Source organism: Fangia hongkongensis FSC776 = DSM 21703 (assembly GCF_000379445.1).
GTDB classification, from domain to species: domain Bacteria; phylum Pseudomonadota; class Gammaproteobacteria; order Francisellales; family Francisellaceae; genus Fangia; species Fangia hongkongensis.
In genome coordinates, this window is record NZ_KB902244.1 from 44,656 (window position 1) to 64,779 (window position 20,124).

Below are 20,124 nucleotides of genomic sequence, written 5' to 3' on the forward strand. Positions count from 1 at the left end.
AAAAAGTATAACTTAATTTCTTATGAAAACCCTCGCGATTGATACCTCAAGCCATTTTTGCAGCGTTGCTGTATTTGATAATGACGCTCTAGTTATGAGTGAAACCAAAGAGATTCCTCGTCTGCATAATGTGCATTTGTTAAATATGATAGATGCGCTACTGAGTAACACTTCTCTGGATAAGCGTGAAATACAAAAATTGGCTTATGGTGTGGGGCCTGGTAGCTTTGTTGGCGTGAGACTTGCAGCTGCTGTGATGCAGGGCTTTTCTCTAGCGCTTGATTTGCCGGTAAGAGGATTTTCAAGCATGGCGCTGGCTGCAATGTATTATATAAAAGAGAGGGGTTTTAATAAAATATCAGTCCTATTAGATGCTAAGATGGGAGATGCTTACATTGGGAATTATATATATGATATACGCGCTGATCAGTTGATGTTTTTTGAAGAAAAATGCATTGAAGAGCATTTGGTATCAGAGGCAGTTAATGCCTTTAAGCCTGAAATAATTGTGGGGGAGTCATTTGGATTAGAAAAACATTATCAAGTAGAAAAGGCCTTATTTGATTGTAAGTATGCTGCCCCACTATTCAAGGATGATGCCTTAGATAGTCTAAGTGATCAGCTTTCAGATAATGCGATGCCCGTTTATTTGCAGGGAACCAAAAAATGGAAAAAACTATCTTCATAATTTACATCCGCAAAATGATTTGTGAATGATATACTTGTAGATACTGATGTTATAAGCTGATAGCGGATGCGTATATGATAAGTAAAGTAGGTATTCGAGGTCGTATGATCTTATTGACGATTGTACCGACATTAACCGTCTCTTTACTATTGTCATTTTATTTTTTAAGTATGCGTTTTGCGGACCTTGAGCGTAATTTATCGATTAGAGGTGAGGCCATTTTATCTGAACTTGTTGCTTCTTCTGAGTATGCGCTTTCCCAAAATGATCAGGCTGTTTTACAAAATATAACCGATAATATTATGGGTTATCCTACCGTAAAAATGGCGGCAATTTATGGCGTTGATGGTAAGCTATTAAGCTTTAGTGGACAGGTGCCGCAGCTTGAGAATAAATTTTTCACAGAACGTAAAAGTATTGCTTCACCAAAAGTGATACGACTGGAGTCAGATCAAAGTATTCAGCTCATTTCCCCAGTGTTTGCAAGTTCAATTAATCTTAGAAACATGCCAGATGGCTCCAAGGCCTATTATGGTTATGCACACAAAGTGGGATGGGCTGTTGTCACTTTAAGTCGTGAAGATACAGTATTTAGTCAATATCAAGCGATTATTGCAGCGCTTTTAATTGTATTGATTGGGCTGACTATTAGTATCTTATTTGGGCTTAGATTGGCAGGCGAGTTGATTAACCCACTTTTTGCTATTATTAATGCTGTGAAGCGTATTCGAGATGGAAAATTAGATACACATGTCAGTACTGATCCACCAGGAGAGATGAAAGTGCTTGAAGAGGGGATTAACAATATGACCCATTCCATTCGTCACTCTCATGAAGAAATGGAGCAGAATATTAAAAAAGCGACATCGGATCTTCGAGAAACCTTAAAAACAATTGAAAAACAGAACCTGCAATTAGATGCCGCGAGAAATGAAGCAATAGAGGCAAGTCAGGTTAAAAGTAAATTTTTGGCAAATATGAGCCATGAAATTCGCACGCCAATGAATGCCATTATGGGATTTTTAGAGCTATTAGGCAACAGTCCTTTAAATGAAACGCAAGCAGAATATGTCAGAACAACACTACAGTCGTCAAAGCACCTTTTAGAGATTATTAATGATATATTAGATTTTTCTAAGATAGAATCAGGTGGTTTAATCTTGGAGGCGCATCCTTTTAATATTATAAATACAATTGAAAATGTTGCTGTCTTATTTCGACCTGCCATTATTAATCGGAAATTAGAGTTTGCTTTAATGATTGATAATAAGGTTCCAGAAGTGGTGATTGGCGATGAGCTTAGGTTTTCTCAAATTATCACGAACCTATTAAGTAATGCGTTGAAATTTACACCAAAAGGTGGTGTTAAGCTTGTAGTGAAACGTGAGAGTTATAGTAAGGATGAAGTTGGGATTAATGTTCAAGTGGTTGATACAGGCATTGGGCTAACCCAAAAACAAATGGTAAATCTATTTAATGCCTTTACGCAGGCAGATGCCTCTACTAGTCGCAAATACGGCGGAACTGGGCTTGGTTTGACCATTACTCAGAGCCTTGTGGAAAAAATGGGTGGTGTGATTCGTATCAATAGTGAGCTAAACGAAGGCTCTACATTTCAATTTACGCTGGAATTTAAAAAATCAGATAAACATGATATTAAAGAAATAGGCCATAAATCCAGTAATACTGAGTTAAAAAATAAAAGGATTGTGGTATTTGATCAAACTGAGTTCTCCGCTAGGGCGCTGATTAAGAGTCTTGAGAGTCTATGTGCTGAAGTTATTGCTGTGAATACGGAAGAAAATCTTATTGATTATATTGCTGAGAATAGTGTTATTGATTGTGTTATCATTGCCTATACACAAGAGAATCTTCCTGATGCCAAAAAGCTTTATCGTTCACTGATTATGGATATTCAGGCGTTCTCACAAGCAAAAAGTTTATTATTCAGTAATCTCAATGACAATGATTTAGCTGAGTATGTGCTTAATGCCAAGATTGATGGCTTTTTGGGCTTTCCATTTAGGCAGGAGCGATTGGTTAAAGCGCTGTTATTTGAAGAAGAGGTGAAAGCTTCTTCCTTAAAAGCCAAAGAGCCTAAAAAACAGCCTATTGTTTTAGACAAGGTGTATACGGTCCTTGCTGTTGATGATAATGAAATTAATTTGAGATTGTTAAAGCTTTTATTAGATAAGCAAAAACTAATCGTTTATAGTGCGCTAAGTGCAAAAGAAGCGTTGGATTTGATTTCACGTTATAATTTTGATCTTATTTTAACAGATTTACAAATGCCTGAGATGGATGGGGTTGAGCTTTGCCAAGCCCTTAGAAATATTGAGCGCTATAAAACAATTCCTATTATTGCAGTGACTGCTGATGTATTAGATTCCAACGATGAAAGACTTGTCAAAGCTGGGTTTGATGAGGTAGCCATTAAGCCTATCAATGAGGCAAAAATAAGTGAGATGATCGCTAAGTTTTTGCAGAAAACTACATACAAAACAAAAGAAAATGATATGTTGCATCACAGTGAGCAAACGGATAGTTATATTGATATAGAGTTTGGTAAGTCGCTTGCTGGTGGAGATGAAGCCTTTGCTAGAGAAATGATTAAAGCATTTATGGATGCGCTAGAGCAAGCGTGGCTGGAGATTAAAACATCCTATGATAACAAGGATAAAGTTGTACTTAAGGCTGCAGTGCATAAACTTCATGGTGCCAGTAGTTATTGTGGACTTCCCAAAATGAAAGAGGCGTTGCTCACACTGGAAAAGGCATTATCAAATTCAGATCAAGTCTTTTCAGAAACGGCGATACAAGCTTATGATGTGCTGAATGAGATAAGGGAAAAAACAATCTTAGAATATCAAGAAGCTTATAATAAATAATCCTCCAAATCGCCATCGATATCTTTTTCAGAGATGGCAAAAGTGCGTACCGAGATTTTGGCTGTATGAACCGTGTTTTTATCACCACTAACAAGCGGATGCCAACTGGGTAAACCTTCTTTAAGATAAAGACGCCTATAAGCACAGCTTTCAGGCAGCCAGTGATATGCTTTTTTTAGCTCTTTATAGTCAAGCTTTAAACACTCTGGCACAAGTAATTTTCGATGAGGGTAATTTGTACACTGACAGCTATGGCAATCAAGTAATCTACAGGCAACTTGAGTGTAGTAAATTTCATCGCTGTCTTCATCCTGAAGTTTATGTAAGCAACATAATCCGCAGCCATCACAAAGGGATTCCCACTCAGCATGACTCATTTTCTCAAGCGGGGTCGTTTGCCAAAATGGTCGATTCTTCTTCATAAGCTAGTGGGTGCGTTTAACAGCAAGTTTGGTAAGTAGAATCAAGGCATCTTTATAAGCTGAGTGAGAAATTGCATCTAATGCTTGGGCAGCTGATTTAGCTTCTAAGTGTGCTTGATCCAGCGCATAATCAATAGCGCCACAGCTTTGCACAATCTCAATGATTGTATCCATTTTAGGATGATGTCCCTGTTTGATGGCATCATGAATCAATCTTTGATTTTCTTTATCAGTATGGTTAAGTGTATAAATAAGTGGCAAAGTCACTTTCCCCTCAGCAAGATCATCTCCCATGTTTTTGCCCATGGTTTGACTGTCTGAAGTGTAATCAAGTACATCATCGGCTATTTGAAATGCATTGCCTAAATGAATACCATACTGATGTATGGCGTGCGCTTCAGTGTTATTTGCCTTAGCCAAAATTGCTGAGATATCACAGGCAGCTTCAAAAAGTTTTGCCGTTTTGCAATAAATCACATTCATATAATCTTGCTCATTAATCTCTGGATTATTACAGTTTAACAGCTGTAGAACCTCTCCTTCGGCAATTTTGTTGGTTGCATCAGCAAGCACTTTCATAATCGACATTTGTTCCAGTTCAACCATCATTTGAAATGCGCGTGAATAAAGAAAATCACCTGTTAAAACAGAAGCGGCATTACCAAAAACATTATTGGCTGTTTTCTCACCTCTTCTCAATGCAGATTCATCAACGACATCATCATGGAGCAGGGTTGCTGTATGAATAAACTCAATAATAGCAGCTGCTTTATGGTGACTCTCTCCTTTGTAGCTTAATGCGCGAGCACACAGCATCACCAAAAGTGGGCGCAAGCGCTTACCACCACTTTGAATAATGTACTGGCTAATTTGATTAATAAGAGCAACATCAGATGAAAGTGAAGTGATAATACACTGGTTATTGTGCTTAATATCATCCGCCATAAGTGTGCGAATATCAGAAAGTGTTTGCATAGTGAATATTGTATTCATTTTGTAAGCCTTGAGGATAGATAATGCCAATCCAATCGTCAAGATTAAACGTTAGAAATACGAAAAAATGGACAGAGTTAATCGATTATTTAAATTTTTGATATAAAATGCGGCCAAGTACGATTGTGATGACAAAGGACAAGACAAATACAATGATATCTAATAAGTAATTAGTATTAAGATAAATGCTCACAATACTATTGATTAAAGTTCCCAGTATTGCAGTAGGTGCAATGAGTCTAAGCGAGATATTAAACAGCGCACTCATTTTAATTTGTGTGTGTTTGTAAAGCGCATAATGCATTTTTTGCGCATCAAAAATCCAACCAAAAAGAAGTGTCTCTACATAAGCAATAAAGAGCACCAAACTAAAGATAAAGCTTTCAGAGAAAATACTGAGCGCTGTTTTTGAGAAATCAAGCTGGTAAAATAAAATCGCTAAGAATAAGAGCACAAATAGGATAAGACGAATAGGGAATGTGGCTTTTTTAGTATAAGGCATAGCCACTTTGCCAACCTGGCAGAGCAAGGTTGATAGGCTTAAGTTAAGTAAAATCACAAATAAAAGCATTAAAGACGTTAGCACAAAAGGGTTCGCATGTGCGGTCATTTGCGTGGTGTGCGAAGTCGCGCTATAGCTGTGATATAAAATCATAATAATCGCAGCAAAAATAACGCTACTAATAAGATAAATGCCCGTTAATTTACGATATGAGAAATGTGTTTTTATTTCCCTACCAAGTGCGATATGGGCGCCAAAGCCAATTAAGCTTGTAAAAAGTGCAAGTGTAATGGCACTATACCAAAGCGAAAAATGGCTTAACAGGGTGAAGTTAGGTGTGAAAAAGCTTGATAGGGCGACAAGTAGATTTTGAAAAGCAATGCTATAGATAAAAAAAGCAATAAATAAGACAATACCAAATAGGCTTAGGATCATTGCACTAGCAATAAAAAAGCGCCTTAGTTGTAATATGAGTAAAAGCACGATTAAAACAGCACTGGTAATAATCGTAATAACAGCAGAATAGGTGTGTGCATTATCAAGCGTATGCTGTAAGTTTTGCGTGGTTGCCATATGTGTGCTGAAGACAAAGGCGCTAATAAAGCTTGAAAGATTTCCCATTGTAAAGATCAGCATAAGAATTGATGCCAGTACAATCAATATACCAAACCAGCGAAACCGCTCGGAACCACTCAAGTAACGCAAATTTGCAAAGAGCGTTTTTTTACTTAGAAAACTGCTGGCGGTTTCTGCAACAAAAATAGGTGCTGAGATAAAGATAAGAGAAACAATATAAGCAATCAAAAATGAGAGGTTGTAGTAAGTCTCTGGTAATTTGGGGATTTGCCAGAATAAAATGCCACCAATGGCAGCGCCTATCAGTATGATGCTATGAGAGGTTAAAGTTAAGATTGATTTGTTATTCGATGACATTGCTATCTACAAAAGCTAATAAAATAGCCTTATGATAGCAAGCCCAGCTAGATTGTCATTAGCTTATCGCAAGATTTTTTAGGAATAAACTTTATTTGTGCTTCGCTGGCGCTTTTGTGGTAACCGGTGCAGTTACATCAAGGCTGTCGCTGGCAATAATCTGCATGGTCGGCTTATAGATAACTTCTACTTGCCATTTTCCAGAGCAGTTTACTTTAGCACCATTGATATTATGATCAAAGGTGCGATATGCCCATGAGTAATCATTTTTCTCTTTATACTTCATGATGGTAAATGTTGTGCTAATACAGCTAGAGTTTGGTGGTGCGATCCAATGTAGTTTCAAATCACCTTGTTTGGCACCATTCCATGTGCTGTATACTTTAGCAATTACGCGATTATCTTTTTCACTTAGGCTCACCTTTGCTTGAGGAATGCTGGTATCAACCTTCGTGATAGGTTTTTGCAGGGTGTTGACTTTTTCTGTTGTCTCTTTCCCTTTAGCATTTGCGCTATCTGTATTTGCGTTTGTGCTTGAAACAGGTTTTACAGCTGAAATAGGTGCTACTGTTTGCGGCGCACTTACATTATCAGCTGGAGAAGGCTCAGCTTGTGGTGCAGATTGTTGGGTTGCACAGGCAGATAATAAGATAGCGGAACCAATAATGGACGCTGCGGCTAAGTATTTCATTATATTATCCTCTTTCTAGGTTTTTAGATTGTTATACTCAAGTTGATTACTGTAGTTTATAGCATTGATTTTAGAAGAATGAAATAACATATATACCCAATTCATTATTTTGTATTAAATTCAAACAATAATGGCGGCGATGACCTCTCTTTCATCATGAGCAAGCAGGTTAAACGTTCTGCAAGCGGCGTTTGAATTCATAAAATCTAAAGATTTTCCGATCTTGGCAAATGCATGTAAAATCTCTTTGGGCGGAATAATAAGAGAGTTACCTGTGCCTAATAAAACAATTTCATACTTCGGATGAATGAGTGCTTTAATATTCTCTTCGTTTAAACAAGTAATCTTGGAAACAGACCAGTCAGGGACAATGATTTTTTCACGGTCAAAGATCACATTTTTTGAGCTTTCATGTTGTGGAAAAGCGATTTTTCCATTTTCAAAGTGTTTAATATAAATATTACTATCAGGTTGCTCTAGTTCTAAGTTCATTGTTACCGCTCCTTAGAAAATACTTTGAATAATCATTAGTAGCACATTAATAATCGGATATAAGATGCTTGCTAAAAGGTTTGTTTGCCCAAATGGGATGAACAGTAATAGGAGCACAATTAAAATGCCCCAGCGTTCGATACGGTTATAACGCATGGCAGCTTTATATGGAAGAAATGCGCTGATAATGCGACTACCATCTAAAGGCGGAATCGGGAGTAAATTAAATACCATCAGCATCAGATTGAGCATGACGCCAAAATAGGCCATTTGATGCATGCCAAAATTAGGCACATACTTCCATAATATAAACCAGATAATTGCCATAATAAAGTTGGCAAGCGGCCCCGCAATAGCAACAAGTACGCTATCTAACTTTGGCTTTTTTAGTTGGCTAAAATCGACAGGGACAGGCTTGGCCCAGCCAAATAGAAAACCGGTGCCCAACAGAAACATTGCAGTGGGTAGAATAATGGTGCCAAGTGGGTCAATATGGCGAATAGGGTTTAAAGAAACCCTTCCTAGCATTGAGGCTGTGTTATCGCCTCTTAGCCTAGCAACATAGGCATGAGCGGCTTCATGAAGGGTGATTGCAAAAAGCATTGGGATGATAAACATGACAAATGCGGCCAGAATACCAGTAAAATTTGCAGACATTTAGCTGTGCTTACTTTTCTCAGAATTGAATAAGTGTATTATAAAGGAGGATGATAATGAAGTAATTATGAGTGAAAAAAGGTAAACCATGACAGAAGTACTAATTCAAAAATATGAGACAGAATTACCCATTTTTAGCGCGTTGGATATTAATAAGGCAGAAGAAGAAATTAAAGAGATTATCGCATTTTGCCAAAAAACAAAAGAAGCGCTGTTAACGCAGAAGCATTATACATGGCAAAATTTTGTCTATCCTTTGGAAGTGGCAGAAGATACTTTATCCAAAGCATTTACGCCAATTTCACATTTAAATGCAGTGCAAAATACGCCAGAGCTAAGAGCAGTATATCAAAGCACTTTAGAGCTTATTTCAGCCTATAATACAGAATCGCTACAAGATGAGCGCTTACTCAAAGCGTATAAGATCGTGCTTGAAAGTGATGAAACACTAGATGAAGTACAGAAAAAAGCACTGAATGATGTGATTCGTGATTTTAAATTATCAGGCGTTGATTTGGCACAAAAAGAGCGTCAAAAGTTTAAGGAAATGTCAATTAAGCTCTCGCAGCTGCAAAGTCAATTTGAGAATAATGTGCTTGATGCAACGATGAAATGGCAGTATGAGACTACGGATGAAAACGAGTTATCTGGGCTTTCAAATGAGGTGATTTATGCAGCTAAAGAAAAAGCCAAAACACTAGGGAAAAATGACAGCTATGTGCTTGGCATTGATCCTCCAACTTATTTGGCAGTGCTTCAGCAAGCTGACAATAAAGCCTTAAGAGAGAAGTTCTATCATGCCTACAATACAAGGGCTTCAGAGTTGTTTGATTATCCAGAGTATGATAATACTGCATTAATGAGTGAGATCTTAGAATTGAGAGAGGCTCAGGCAAAGCTCTTGCAAATGGACTCACATGCTGAGGTATCTATTGCCAGCAAAATGGCATCTTCAGTAGATGAGGTTGAAGGGTTTTTATTGGATTTGCTCCATAAAACCAAAGCACAGGCAAAAAATGAATTAGCAGAGCTGCAATCATTTGTAAAAACATTGGGTGTTAAGGATGATTTGGCACCTTGGGATATTGCTTATTATAGTGAAAAACTGAAAAAGAAAGCATTTGATTTTACAGAAGATGAGCTTCGCCCATTTTTTCCGTTATCACAAGTCAGTCAGGGACTTTTTGATATTCTACGGGATATTTATGGTTTGGAGGCAAAAAAAGAAGTGAGCTTTGATCGTTATAATGAAGATATTGCACTTTATAGCTTTTATGATGCAAAAGGCAAACTGAGAGGGAAAATCATCACAGATTTATTTGCCAGAGAGAATAAACGCGGCGGAGCTTGGATGGATGAGGCAAGGGTGCGTTATAAACACAAAGATGGCAGTATTCAATTGCCTGTTGCTTATGTGAATTGTAATTTCATGCCGCCACAGGAAGGCAAAGAGGCGCTTTTAACACATAATGATGTGTTAACGCTTTTTCATGAATTTGGTCATGCACTTCATCATGTTTTAACGCTAGTGGATTACCCAAGTGTTTCCGGAATTAATGGTGTTGAGTGGGATGCAGTTGAATTACCAAGCCAGTTTATGGAGAATTTTTGCTGGTGCAAAGAAGGACTTGAGAAATTATCAAAGCATGTTGAAACAGGCAAGATGTTACCACAACATCTATTTGATCGATTGGTGGCATCCAGAGAGTTTCAATCAGCCTTGGCAATGGTACGCCAATTAGAGTTTGCCATTTTTGATATTCGTCTTCATAAAGCACATGCGGATAATGTAAATGTACATGCGATTTTGGACGAGGTGCGCAAAGAAACAGCAGTTATCATGCCGCCAGAATATAATCGCTTTGAAAATAGTTTCTCTCATATTTTCGCAGGTGGTTATGCAGCAGGGTACTACAGTTATAAATGGGCTGAAGTGCTATCAAGTGATGCCTTTGCCATGTTTGAAGAATCTGGGGAGCTCTTAAACAGTGATGTGGGCACAGAGTTTTTATCGCATATTCTTGAAAAAGGCGGCTCATCTTCTGCGGCAAAGCTGTTTCATAACTTGCGTGGACGAGATCCAGAGGTTAATGCACTTCTAAGGCACTCAGGGATTAAATCAGTATAAAATGAGTAAATCAATCGGCAATGAAGCTGAAAAGAAAGCCCTTGAGTATTTAGCGCAAAAAGGCTTTAGGGTTCTTTTTCAAAATTTTTCGACACCACTTGGAGAGATCGATCTCATTGGTTTAATGGAAAATACCTTGATATTTGTTGAGGTGAAATATCGCGCTTCGGATCTATTTGGCAGCGCACTTGAAATGGTTGGTTATCAAAAACAGCAAAAACTTAAAAAAACAGCAGCAAGCTTTTTGCAAAAACATAAACAATATCAGTCTTTAGCGTGTCGATTTGATGTGGTGGCAATTACAGCGAATCAGATCGAATGGGTGAAAGGAGCCTTTCAGTGAGTATTAATTATATAAGAGAGTTTATTTCACTATTTTCTAGGAGCTTTAGTTTAACCTATGGAGGAAGTAAGTTATCTGAAGCTATTATTAGAACAATACTATTTATAATAATTGTTGCATATATAAGCTTCTACGCAGGGGAGTTGGCAATAGGTTCAGTGCTGTTCTCAGCATTTGCACCGGTAACGGATGTGCTGCATATTTCATTTTTCTCTATATACCATGTGAATACCATATTCATAGGAGTGATATCATCAACATTGATACACACTGTTGTGTTGACAGTAATAATTCTTTTAAGTCTTAGGCTTAAAACAACTAAGGATAATGTGCTATATATTGCTTTATTAGCTATTAGAACTGCTTTTATGGCATATATTATGGTTGTTCTGTTAAGCATAACTGTCTTATCAGCAGGGTTGCAAAGTATAGGTACAAATGATGGAATGCAAGCAAATATTATTATATTTTATGGAGTATCATTTGTGATTGCTGTTTTGCTTGTCATAAATTTGTCTCTAAAGTTACCAGCATCTATCGATAAAGGTGGAATTGTTTGGAACTTTTTTTCTTTCGTGGTAGTGTTTAGCTCTATCCTATTTGCTTGCGTTGCAATAAATCATATTAAACCTGATCAGCAGGTGATGAGTTCAGGGGTAGATATGAATGCCTATAAGAGAGCGGCTTTACATATCACAGAATATAGGATGAGAAATATAGTTTTAGAGTATAACCGGTCAAATTCTTCATAGCAGCCCCTCTTAAACATGGGCTTGAATGGGCTTTAAGTCTTAGTAAGCCTATTCTCACCATAAGCTATGACTATGAATCTTTATCAAATGGCTCTATACTAGCGCCATCAATTGTATGAGAGTGTGGAAATTTAGGTGGCAGCTAGCAGTATTGGGATGATAACCATTAATATTTCGTTTTTAATTTATTGTTTATATTTTCTTCCTCAGTTGTTACATAATCAACTCAAGCATAAAACAGCGGATATCAGCATGAGCACACAAGCTTTAATGGTGTTGGCAAATGTGCTTGATTTGATTTATGGCTTTGGCTATGGGCTTCAGTGGCAGTATAGAGCAGTAACGATTTTAACGTTGGCATGTTTAATTATACAACAATGGCAAATCTATCGTGACAGTAAAAAAATAAGCTATCATTTTCATCTTTTTATCGTTGTGATGATTCTATTGGGTGTGATTATTTCAACTCAAAATGCATTTAGACTCTCTGAATCAATATTGGAGAATATTGGCTTTATCAGCATGATTTGCTATTCAGTTTATTGGCTACCGCAAATTATTAAGAACTTTCAAAGTAAAAGTGCAGAGGGTTTTAGTCTTTGGTTTATTTTATTAAATCTAACGGCTCTTGTGTGTGATGAAATTTCAGCGTTAACTTTGGGTTGGCCACTTCCAAGCATCATCAGTCCGATTTTAATTATCCTATTTTTATGTGTTCTAATCGGGCAGTATATTTATTATCAACGCGTGAGAATGATTATTGATTCATCATCAAACTGATAGATATGATCGTTTTTTATGTACAAGTTATTCTGATTGCGTATTATCCTCTAACATGAAGTAGGATTTTCAAAAGCATTGTGGGCAAAATGACAGAAATAGATCGTTATGAGGAATCAAAGCGTGTCACCATCGTTGGCATGTTTGTAAATACATTTTTAGCGCTGATTAAAATAATTATTGGCCTGATTGGTCAATCATCAGCGCTTTTTGCCGATGGCATTCATTCATTATCTGACCTTGTAAGTGATGTGATGGTACTTTTTGCAGCGAAACATGCAAATAAAGGTGCTGATTTTGATCACCCTTATGGGCATGAGCGCATTGAAACGCTCGCCACTGTGATCTTATCTGTGATCTTAATGGTTGTGGCTGTGCTTATTGCATATCACGCCATTGAAAACTGGTATTTTGGTGAGCTTCTTATCCCAGATACGCTCACTATCTATGCGGCAATCATCTCTATTTTAGCGAATGAGGGACTCTTTCGTTATACCATGAGAAGCGCAAATAAAATAAATTCAGATCTTCTTCGTGCCAATGCTTGGCATAGCCGCTCGGATATGTACTCATCAGTTGTTGTGCTAATTGGACTGATTGGTACGATGCTGGGTGTGGTTTGGATGGATGCGGTTGCAGCGATTATTGTGGCGTATATGATTGCAAAAATGGGCGTGAAATGGGCTTGGAAATCATTATCTGAATTAATTGATACAGGCGTTGATAGAGAAACATTAAAGCAAATAGAAAGAATTATTTCGAATGTGAACGGCGTGAAAAAATATCACTGTTTGCGCACACGAAAAATGGCGGGTCAAATTGTCCTTGATGTCCATATCTTGGTTGATGAGCATGTCAGTGCATCAGAAGGGCATTATATTGCTGAGCATGTTCGAGGCATGTTAGCTGAGCGTGTTGATGACCTTAAAGATGTCACGGTTCATGTTGATGTCAGTGAGCATCCAGAGCAATTTGTAAGCCCTAAAAAAATGCCTCCCGCACGAGATGTTATTATTAAAGCGCTGAACGATCATTTATCTAAATATGGTGATAGTGCTGAGCCACATACCCCTTGTATTATTTTTGATAGAGAGCTGATTATTTATTATGGTGCCAGCAAGATTGAGCTATACTTCATGCTAGAGAATGAAGAAAAAGCAATTAAAGTACAAAAAGCATTTGCTCATGGCTTTATGTTAACGGGGGTGAAGCAAACAGATGCTTTTGTGTTTTTGAATGCAGATAATTTAGTTAAGTAGGATCACTCAATGCATGGGTTGTTATTTGTTTTCTTTTTAGTATTTTTTGGGGCTTCTGTTTTTGCAACCTTAGCACTTTATACGCGTCAAGCGATTATTGTGGCTTATATTGCGCTGGGTTTGATTGTGGGTCCGCACTGCCTTGGCCTTATCAGCAATGTTGAAACGGTGCATGAAATCTCTGATATTGGGATCATGTTTTTGCTCTTTTTGTTAGGGTTGAACTTAGAAATAAAAAGCATGATACAAATGCTGAGAAAAGCATTATTTGTGTCGATAACCAGTAGTGTGATATTTATTATTGCAACAGTATTTATTTGTCATCTATTTGGCATCGGCGCACAGGGCTTTATTATTGGTGCTGCGCTTATCTTCTCAAGCACGATTATCTGTTTGAAAATGCTGCCAACAACCGCACTTCATCATAAAAGGATTGGTGAGCTGGTTATCGCTATTTTGTTGATTCAAGATTTGGTGGCGATTTTAATGTTAACATTAATTAGCCTTTGGTCATCACAAGCTGATAATATTCATTTTTTCTCCCTGATTAAATTGGTTATTGCACTGCCTGTTTTGGCAGGACTTGGGTATCTTGCTCAAAGGTATTTTCTCTTTAAACTCTTTAGGCGTTTTAATCGCTTTAAAGAGTATATTTTTCTGCTTTCCATTGGCTGGTGTCTTGGTATGGCACAACTTGCGGTATTATTTGGGCTGTCAACTGAGATTGGTGCATTTATTGCTGGCGTGACAATCGCAAGCTCGCCTATTGCAAAATATATCTATGAAAACTTAAAGCCACTTCGAGATTTTTTCTTAATATTATTTTTCTTCTCCGTGGGAGCAGGGTTTAATTTGGCAGGGTTGCCTGAAGTATGGGGCGTTGTTATTGTGCTTACTTTAGTAACCTTATTGTTAAAACCACTTTTACATTTTGTTACATTGTGGATGGTAAAAGAGCCACGAAATGAAGCATTTGAAATCGGTGTTCGTTTGGGGCAAGGCAGTGAGTTTTCTCTGTTACTGATCACCTTAGCTGCAAGTGCAGGCATAGCGACAACACAAAGTGAAATCATTGTCGAAGCAGTGAGCATTTTAACCTTTATTGTCTCCTCTTATATCGTGATGTTTAGCTATCCGAGCCCAATTGCAGTTTCAGATAGATTACGAAGAGATTAGGTCGTATTTAAATGAAAAACATGCTAGGCTTATCGGTGTGAGAAATACTAAAGTTTTAGCGAATGATTGAAACAGATCGAATTATTTCAGGCGATAAACATCCAGAAGATAATCAAATTGATCGGGCGATTCGTCCTAAGAGCCTTAAAGATTACGAAGGCCAGCCAACTGTGCGTGAGCAGATGGAAATTTTTATTCAAGCGGCAAAAAAAAGACAAGAAGCACTTGATCATGTGCTTATTTTTGGCCCCCCTGGATTGGGTAAAACAACGCTGTCATATATTATTGCCAATGAGATGGAAGTTTCATTGAAGCAAACCTCGGGGCCTGTATTGGAAAAGGCAGGCGATTTAGCAGCATTATTAACCAATTTAGAAGAAAATGATGTTCTTTTTATCGATGAAATTCACCGTTTAAGTCCTGTTGTTGAGGAGGTGCTCTATCCTGCAATGGAGGATTATCAGCTTGATATTATGATTGGTGAGGGACCTGCTGCAAGATCGATTAAAATAGATCTGCCGCCATTTACACTAGTTGGTGCCACAACACGCGCAGGCTTATTAACTTCACCTTTGAGAGATCGATTTGGTATTGTGCAAAGGCTCGAGTTTTACTCGTTGGAAGATTTATCGAAGATTCTTATGCGCTCGGCCAAATTGATGAATGTTAAACTTGAGGAAAGTGGTGCAAAAGAAATTGCAAAAAGAGCAAGGGGAACACCAAGGATTGCTAATCGCCTGTTAAGACGTGTAAGAGATTATGCAGAGGTTAAAGCAAAAGGGGATATTGATCATAAAATAGCGGATAAAGCATTGTCATTGATTAATGTTGATCCTGTTGGGTTTGATCATATGGATCGGCGTTATTTATTGACTTTAATTGACAAGTTTTCAGGCGGTCCTGTTGGTCTTGATACGATCGCTGCGGCAATTAGTGAAGAGAAAGGAACAATTGAAGATGTGATTGAGCCATATTTGATTCAACAAGGTTATATCATGAGAACTTCTCGCGGTAGAATTGCCACAGTACACGCTTATCGACACTTTGATATCACTATGCCTGAGAAGCTTGATATTGAAGCTAATCAAACAAAGTTTAAATATTAATGATGATGGAAAAAGTGTATAAAAAAATGCCAGTGAAGCTTGGGATTATTATTGGCGTTTTATCTGGTATGTTGTGGGGGCTGAATGATGTTTTCACAAATATCTATAGCCAGAAGGTGCTGATAAGTTCTCAGAGTCTCTTTGTCATCGTGTTTGCTTTGAGTTTGTCTTTTATGCAAGATAGCTTTTCTTGTGCAGGTATTTTATCCTATCATCGAGCAAAAAACACATTTGCAAAAAACTGGCAAGCGCCTAAGAAGATTTATATTCTACTTGCTATTGCCGCTATTTGTGCGGGACCTTTGGGAATGGTTGCAGGTGTGGTGGGGATTGCCTACGCTGGCCCTGTCTATGCGGGAGTCGTTACTTCTTGTTACCCTGTTGTGGCACTTATTTTGGCAACCTTGTTTTTACGTGAAAGACCAACAAAGCTAAAACTAATCGGTGTGGTTTTATCTGTGACTGCCGTCATTTTTATCTCGATTGCAGGTGAGAAATCAGGTATTGAAAATATTACCATTGGGCTAATATTCGCAGGATGTGCGATGCTTGGTTGGGGCATGGAGTCAGTTTTATTCTCCTATGTCTCTCACAGATCTTCATGTGATACTTCATGGCTTTTAGCCGTACGTCAGTTTTGCTCTGCTGTTTCTTATTTGCTGATCTTAATTGTTATTGCAATTTTCTATTTACCTATTCTACTGACCGTTTGGGACAGTATATTCCATCCTCTTTTGATTGTGGCTTGTGTGTTATCTGCTGCAACCTCCTATCTTGCTTATTACCATGCAATTAAACAAATTGGCGCAAGCCTTGGAACAACCTTTAATGCAAGCTTTATTTTTTGGGCTGGAATATTTAGTGTTCTTTTCCAAATTTCCCAATTACACTTGTCGTTTATTTTATGGGGCTGTGTGTTAATTATTGGGATTTACTGTGCAACTTCAGGAACAGTACGCCCCAAAAAAGTGCTTATCTAAGATAGTATATTTTTACTATGCCAACTACAATAGTTATTAAATATACATAAGTTTTAACTGGGTCTATGCCTGCACTTTGGAATCTAATCAAAAAAAGTAAAGTTGTCATAACGATTATTATTATCCTGATTATAGGATATCTTATCTATTTCTATGTCTATTTTGCCAAAATCACAGATAATGCATATGTTGTTGCTAACACAAGATCAGTGGCAGCAGAGGTTCCGGGGATTATTGATCAGGTAAATGTGAGAAATGGCGAGTTTGTGAAAAAAGGAGCGCTTTTATTTTCACTGAGATCAAATCTTTATCAATATCGTTATGAAGAGGCGCAGGCAGCATTAAATGCAGCAAAAGCGCAGTTAAGTGAAACAAAGCAAAAGATCGCTATTTTAATTAATGATGTTAATACCAGTGAGAAATCATTAGCGTTAGCAAAAGAGCGCTATGAGGGCGACAAGACACTTTATGAGCAAAATCTCTCAGCCAAGCTTGTCTATCATGAAAGTAGAAATCAGTATTATAAAGCACAAAATGCATTGGATAATGCAAAAGAGCAGCTCACCGCCGCAAATATTGCCAAAGCACGAAGTGAATTTCAGTTGGATGAGGCCAGCGCCGCGGTGAAAGTAGCAAAACACAATTTACATGCAACCAAAGTGTATGCCGCAAGTAATGGTGTGGTGAATAATTTGTTTTTATCCCCGGGCTCTCCTGTCAAGGCATATGAGCCACTATTTGCGTTTGTTGATACAAGTACTTGGTGGGTGCAGGCAAATTTTAAAGAGACAAATTTATCTGGCGTACATGTTGGTCAAAAGGCAACTATTCGCCTAAGGATGTATTTAGGTGAAAAGGTATATCATGGCGTTGTTGTCTCAACCAATTGGGCGGTTGGGCGAAATGAGACAAATCCAAATAATAATTTGCAAAGCGTGCCCTCAGAAAACCAGTGGTTATTATTACCACAAAGGTTTCCTGTATTAATTCGTATTAACAATATTGACCCTCATTATCCACTTCATATGGGTGCTAGTGCCTATGTTAGCTTGGATTAAAGGGCATAGAAAAGAGCGAACACTCGCGCCAGATTATCATTACACCTTAGCGCAAGATCCGTATTTAGACATTGCATATAATGCAATTAGTTGTTTAATTGGACTGATAACCCTTGTGGTTTTGGATATTTTTTTCCAGTGGCCAAATTTTCTTATTCTCATCATTGTTGCATTAATGCTGATTTTTATGAGTGATTTCCCTCAGAATCAAACACGCCCACAAAAGTGTATTACAGCTACAGTGATTAGCTTTTGGATTTGGATTAGCTTTAATGGTGTATTTTTTACAATGGGTTCTAGATGGATTTTGCTAAGTTGGATTTTTGCTTATACGCTACTCAGTTATCTTTTAAGTCTTCGTGATAATAATAGAAGGCTTCATCTATCACTTGGTGTTGTCTTCTCGCCAATTTTTATTCACATTATGTATGATCATACTTTAGGTATCCCAATTAATAGTTGGGTTCTTTATCAAGATTATAGTATTGGCTTGGTGATTTGTTATTCTGTTGCCATTGCCTTGAGTTTGCTCTTACCAAGAAGAAATAAAGCCAAATGTATCATTGCTTGCATTGAGCTACTTTGTGCTATTCGTAGAGCACTTTTGCAAATAGAAAAGGCAAGCTATCGTCAGGAGATTTATGTGGTCTTTAGGCATATTTATTTCTTGCGTCAGCAGGAACTTGTGCTGGCAAAGAAAAAATTGAATGAGCAAGAATGTGCATTGATTTTTAAGTATTTAGATCTTTGCCATAATATTATTATGACGCTAACGTATCTTAAAAATAATGAGGGAATCTCGCAGAAAGAAGCAGAAGTATACGCTGAGCTAATCGGATCGCTATTGAGTCATAATGTTGTTAACAAGGGTGATAGATCTCCTATTTTAGAAGAGTGCGAGTTAAATGAAGCGGCAAGAAAACACTTATATAGTTATTTTATGCAGTTGGCTGATCTGTACTCTCAGGTGATTCAACTTAGGAAGAAATATGTCTGAGATAGATAAACTGACCTTATATCGCTCCGTGCGAATTAGTCTTGTACTTGTCTTTGCAATTTTTATTTGGCTTTTGTTCGACATTGAACGAGGGTATTGGATTCCAATGAGCCTGATGATTATATATTTACCATTTGAACCAGGTGCAGTCAGTAATCGTATATCTCTTCGCTTTAAAGGCACAGTGATTGGACTTTTTCTTGGCTTATTACTTGTGAGCTTATTGCGTTTAGATGAGCTTTTTATGATGCTGATTCCCGTTATTGTATTATTGGCAATGTATTTCTCGTTGATTAACTACTATTATGCGACAGTGTTTATCACGATGGGCGTAATGGTCATTTTTGCATTTTTGCCTACAGCAGGAATGTCAGCAGAATCTTTTATGCTGGCGCGAATCATTGACACCTTGATTGCTTGTATTATTTGTTTTATAGCTGAGGTTCTCTTTAAGCCTAGGCGAATGATTGCTTTGACGATAGGTAGCTCTTTAGAGGGCATATTTTCTTCTTATGCAAGGCACTATCAACTAATGGAATCTGCATTTAAAGCCAAAAAATATGATGAGATTTCATTTGAAGAGGCAATGAATTTTAATAACATTCTGACGCAGTTGAAGCTGCAGGTGGAAGTGAATAAAACAAAACTACCAGAAGAAAAGCAAAGGCAGCTTGATATCTGTCTTGCGCCTATTTTTAAAATGCGCACGCATTTTGCGAGCATTCAATACTTAAGTACACATTACCCTCAAAAAGCACAACACTTCTATCATGCGCATCAAAATAAGATAGCAGAGATCGGCAGATTATTGTCTGAGGCATCGGATGTTGAAACATCTAATATTTCGCTTGAGAGTATCCAGAGTCATTATTTTGATAGTGAATTTTCTGATCAGTACAACTACCGTATTGCACTTAATTTTAATCGTATCCTAGATGATACAAAACAGTTTTTAAAAGGATATCTGTTGTACAAAAAAATGTGCTAGATGTATACTATGTCACCGTATGCTAGTAAGAATGATATTCTGCTAGTTAACTGCAATTAAAATGAGAAAATTGCAAAGTACTAATATACCACTCGCGAATCATTTTGCGGTGTTTAATGTTGAAGAAGTTTTTGATGGTTTTGAGTCATTGGGTTGCAGGTAATAGCTTGGACTATTAGCAATATCTGATGACTCAAAAGAACAAGAAATTCAATGGCAGAAATAGAGTAAAATGGTTTGCGGGTGGTATAGTGGGTATTAGGGGCATTTGCGTAAGATAGATGAGTAAGG

19 protein-coding genes are annotated in these 20,124 nt (G+C 37.5%); 13 read left to right on the forward strand and 6 right to left on the reverse strand.

Translation table 11 applies throughout. The features are described from left to right. Positions 1-22 precede the first annotated feature (22 nt). Complete coding sequence (gene tsaB, locus A37Q_RS0104315; RefSeq protein WP_018299047.1) at positions 23-688, forward strand: tRNA (adenosine(37)-N6)-threonylcarbamoyltransferase complex dimerization subunit type 1 TsaB; 666 nt, start codon at positions 23-25, stop codon at positions 686-688. Between the two features lie 74 nt (positions 689-762). Then, positions 763-3,576, forward strand: a complete 2,814-nt coding sequence (locus A37Q_RS0104320) for an ATP-binding protein (RefSeq protein WP_018299048.1) — start codon at positions 763-765, stop codon at positions 3,574-3,576. Here the strand turns inward: A37Q_RS0104320 and A37Q_RS0104325 are convergent. From A37Q_RS0104325 to A37Q_RS0104350, 6 genes are all read right to left on the reverse strand, one after another. Then, the gene (locus A37Q_RS0104325) at positions 3,564-3,998 is read right to left on the reverse strand and encodes a YcgN family cysteine cluster protein (RefSeq protein WP_026196523.1); all 435 of its coding nucleotides are present in this window, start codon (positions 3,996-3,998) and stop codon (positions 3,564-3,566) included. The genes A37Q_RS0104320 and A37Q_RS0104325 overlap by 13 nt on opposite strands. Positions 3,999-4,001: 3 nt before the next feature. Beyond that, positions 4,002-4,973, reverse strand: a complete 972-nt coding sequence (locus A37Q_RS0104330) for a polyprenyl synthetase family protein (RefSeq protein ID WP_026196524.1) — start codon at positions 4,971-4,973, stop codon at positions 4,002-4,004. A 103-nt stretch (positions 4,974-5,076) separates the two neighbouring features. Then, positions 5,077-6,426 (reverse strand): hypothetical protein, encoded by a 1,350-nt coding sequence (locus A37Q_RS0104335; protein WP_018299051.1) that lies wholly within the window; start codon positions 6,424-6,426, stop codon positions 5,077-5,079. A 91-nt stretch (positions 6,427-6,517) separates the two neighbouring features. Further along, entirely contained in the window at positions 6,518-7,117 is a 600-nt protein-coding gene (locus A37Q_RS15785; RefSeq protein WP_018299052.1) for a TUL4 family lipoprotein, read from the reverse strand. A gap of 120 nt (positions 7,118-7,237) precedes the next feature. Continuing rightward, a complete protein-coding gene (locus A37Q_RS14615) occupies positions 7,238-7,609 on the reverse strand; it encodes an MTH938/NDUFAF3 family protein (protein WP_018299053.1) in 372 nt (123 codons plus the stop codon). Between the two features lie 12 nt (positions 7,610-7,621). Next, positions 7,622-8,266 (reverse strand): site-2 protease family protein, encoded by a 645-nt coding sequence (locus A37Q_RS0104350; protein ID WP_018299054.1) that lies wholly within the window; start codon positions 8,264-8,266, stop codon positions 7,622-7,624. Between the two features lie 88 nt (positions 8,267-8,354). Between A37Q_RS0104350 and A37Q_RS0104355 the strand changes: the two genes are divergently transcribed. The 11 genes from A37Q_RS0104355 to A37Q_RS0104405 all read left to right on the forward strand — a co-directional run bounded on the left by A37Q_RS0104355 (position 8,355) and on the right by A37Q_RS0104405 (position 19,833). Continuing rightward, positions 8,355-10,394 carry a M3 family metallopeptidase gene (locus tag A37Q_RS0104355; RefSeq protein WP_018299055.1) on the forward strand — a complete coding sequence of 680 codons (2,040 nt, stop codon included), beginning with the start codon at positions 8,355-8,357 and terminating at the stop codon, positions 10,392-10,394. Position 10,395: 1 nt separating this feature from the next. Beyond that, positions 10,396-10,737 carry a YraN family protein gene (locus A37Q_RS0104360; protein ID WP_018299056.1) on the forward strand — a complete coding sequence of 114 codons (342 nt, stop codon included), beginning with the start codon at positions 10,396-10,398 and terminating at the stop codon, positions 10,735-10,737. Next, a complete protein-coding gene (locus tag A37Q_RS0104365; RefSeq protein WP_018299057.1) occupies positions 10,734-11,489 on the forward strand; it encodes a hypothetical protein in 756 nt (251 codons plus the stop codon). Before A37Q_RS0104360 ends, A37Q_RS0104365 begins: the two co-directional genes overlap by 4 nt. Positions 11,490-11,624: 135 nt before the next feature. Beyond that, positions 11,625-12,269, forward strand: coding sequence for a PQ-loop repeat-containing protein (locus tag A37Q_RS0104370; RefSeq protein ID WP_018299058.1), 645 nt, complete (start codon positions 11,625-11,627; stop codon positions 12,267-12,269). An 89-nt stretch (positions 12,270-12,358) separates the two neighbouring features. Further along, positions 12,359-13,528 (forward strand): cation diffusion facilitator family transporter, encoded by a 1,170-nt coding sequence (locus tag A37Q_RS14620; protein WP_018299059.1) that lies wholly within the window; start codon positions 12,359-12,361, stop codon positions 13,526-13,528. A 9-nt stretch (positions 13,529-13,537) separates the two neighbouring features. Continuing rightward, a complete protein-coding gene (locus tag A37Q_RS0104380; RefSeq protein ID WP_018299060.1) occupies positions 13,538-14,704 on the forward strand; it encodes a cation:proton antiporter in 1,167 nt (388 codons plus the stop codon). Positions 14,705-14,766: 62 nt separating this feature from the next. Next, positions 14,767-15,810, forward strand: coding sequence for a Holliday junction branch migration DNA helicase RuvB (gene ruvB / locus A37Q_RS0104385; protein ID WP_018299061.1), 1,044 nt, complete (start codon positions 14,767-14,769; stop codon positions 15,808-15,810). Next, the gene (locus A37Q_RS0104390) at positions 15,810-16,790 is read left to right on the forward strand and encodes a DMT family transporter (RefSeq protein ID WP_018299062.1); all 981 of its coding nucleotides are present in this window, start codon (positions 15,810-15,812) and stop codon (positions 16,788-16,790) included. Before ruvB ends, A37Q_RS0104390 begins: the two co-directional genes overlap by 1 nt. Positions 16,791-16,855: 65 nt before the next feature. Further along, on the forward strand, positions 16,856-17,848 hold the full coding sequence (locus tag A37Q_RS0104395; protein ID WP_018299063.1) for an HlyD family secretion protein: 993 nt from the start codon (positions 16,856-16,858) through the stop codon (positions 17,846-17,848). Further along, positions 17,832-18,845, forward strand: a complete 1,014-nt coding sequence (locus A37Q_RS0104400; protein WP_018299064.1) for a hypothetical protein — start codon at positions 17,832-17,834, stop codon at positions 18,843-18,845. Before A37Q_RS0104395 ends, A37Q_RS0104400 begins: the two co-directional genes overlap by 17 nt. Further along, positions 18,838-19,833 (forward strand): FUSC family protein, encoded by a 996-nt coding sequence (locus A37Q_RS0104405; RefSeq protein ID WP_018299065.1) that lies wholly within the window; start codon positions 18,838-18,840, stop codon positions 19,831-19,833. The genes A37Q_RS0104400 and A37Q_RS0104405 overlap by 8 nt, the downstream gene beginning before the upstream one ends. The last annotated feature ends 291 nt before the right edge of the window (positions 19,834-20,124 follow it).

Coding starts and splice junctions, on each gene's coding strand:
- A37Q_RS0104405 (WP_018299065.1), top strand. CDS start 18,838: ATGTCTGAGATAGATAAACTGACCTTATATCGCTCCGTGCGAATTAGT.
- A37Q_RS0104360 (WP_018299056.1), top strand. CDS start 10,396: ATGAGTAAATCAATCGGCAATGAAGCTGAAAAGAAAGCCCTTGAGTAT.
- A37Q_RS0104400 (WP_018299064.1), top strand. CDS start 17,832: ATGTTAGCTTGGATTAAAGGGCATAGAAAAGAGCGAACACTCGCGCCA.
- A37Q_RS0104380 (WP_018299060.1), top strand. CDS start 13,538: ATGCATGGGTTGTTATTTGTTTTCTTTTTAGTATTTTTTGGGGCTTCT.
- A37Q_RS0104320 (WP_018299048.1), top strand. CDS start 763: ATGATAAGTAAAGTAGGTATTCGAGGTCGTATGATCTTATTGACGATT.
- ruvB (WP_018299061.1), top strand. CDS start 14,767: ATGATTGAAACAGATCGAATTATTTCAGGCGATAAACATCCAGAAGAT.
- A37Q_RS0104395 (WP_018299063.1), top strand. CDS start 16,856: ATGCCTGCACTTTGGAATCTAATCAAAAAAAGTAAAGTTGTCATAACG.
- A37Q_RS0104335 (WP_018299051.1), bottom strand. CDS start 6,426: ATGTCATCGAATAACAAATCAATCTTAACTTTAACCTCTCATAGCATC.
- tsaB (WP_018299047.1), top strand. CDS start 23: ATGAAAACCCTCGCGATTGATACCTCAAGCCATTTTTGCAGCGTTGCT.
- A37Q_RS0104390 (WP_018299062.1), top strand. CDS start 15,810: ATGATGATGGAAAAAGTGTATAAAAAAATGCCAGTGAAGCTTGGGATT.
- A37Q_RS0104330 (WP_026196524.1), bottom strand. CDS start 4,973: ATGCAAACACTTTCTGATATTCGCACACTTATGGCGGATGATATTAAG.
- A37Q_RS0104325 (WP_026196523.1), bottom strand. CDS start 3,998: ATGAAGAAGAATCGACCATTTTGGCAAACGACCCCGCTTGAGAAAATG.
- A37Q_RS14615 (WP_018299053.1), bottom strand. CDS start 7,609: ATGAACTTAGAACTAGAGCAACCTGATAGTAATATTTATATTAAACAC.
- A37Q_RS15785 (WP_018299052.1), bottom strand. CDS start 7,117: ATGAAATACTTAGCCGCAGCGTCCATTATTGGTTCCGCTATCTTATTA.
- A37Q_RS0104350 (WP_018299054.1), bottom strand. CDS start 8,266: ATGTCTGCAAATTTTACTGGTATTCTGGCCGCATTTGTCATGTTTATC.
- A37Q_RS0104355 (WP_018299055.1), top strand. CDS start 8,355: ATGACAGAAGTACTAATTCAAAAATATGAGACAGAATTACCCATTTTT.
- A37Q_RS14620 (WP_018299059.1), top strand. CDS start 12,359: ATGACAGAAATAGATCGTTATGAGGAATCAAAGCGTGTCACCATCGTT.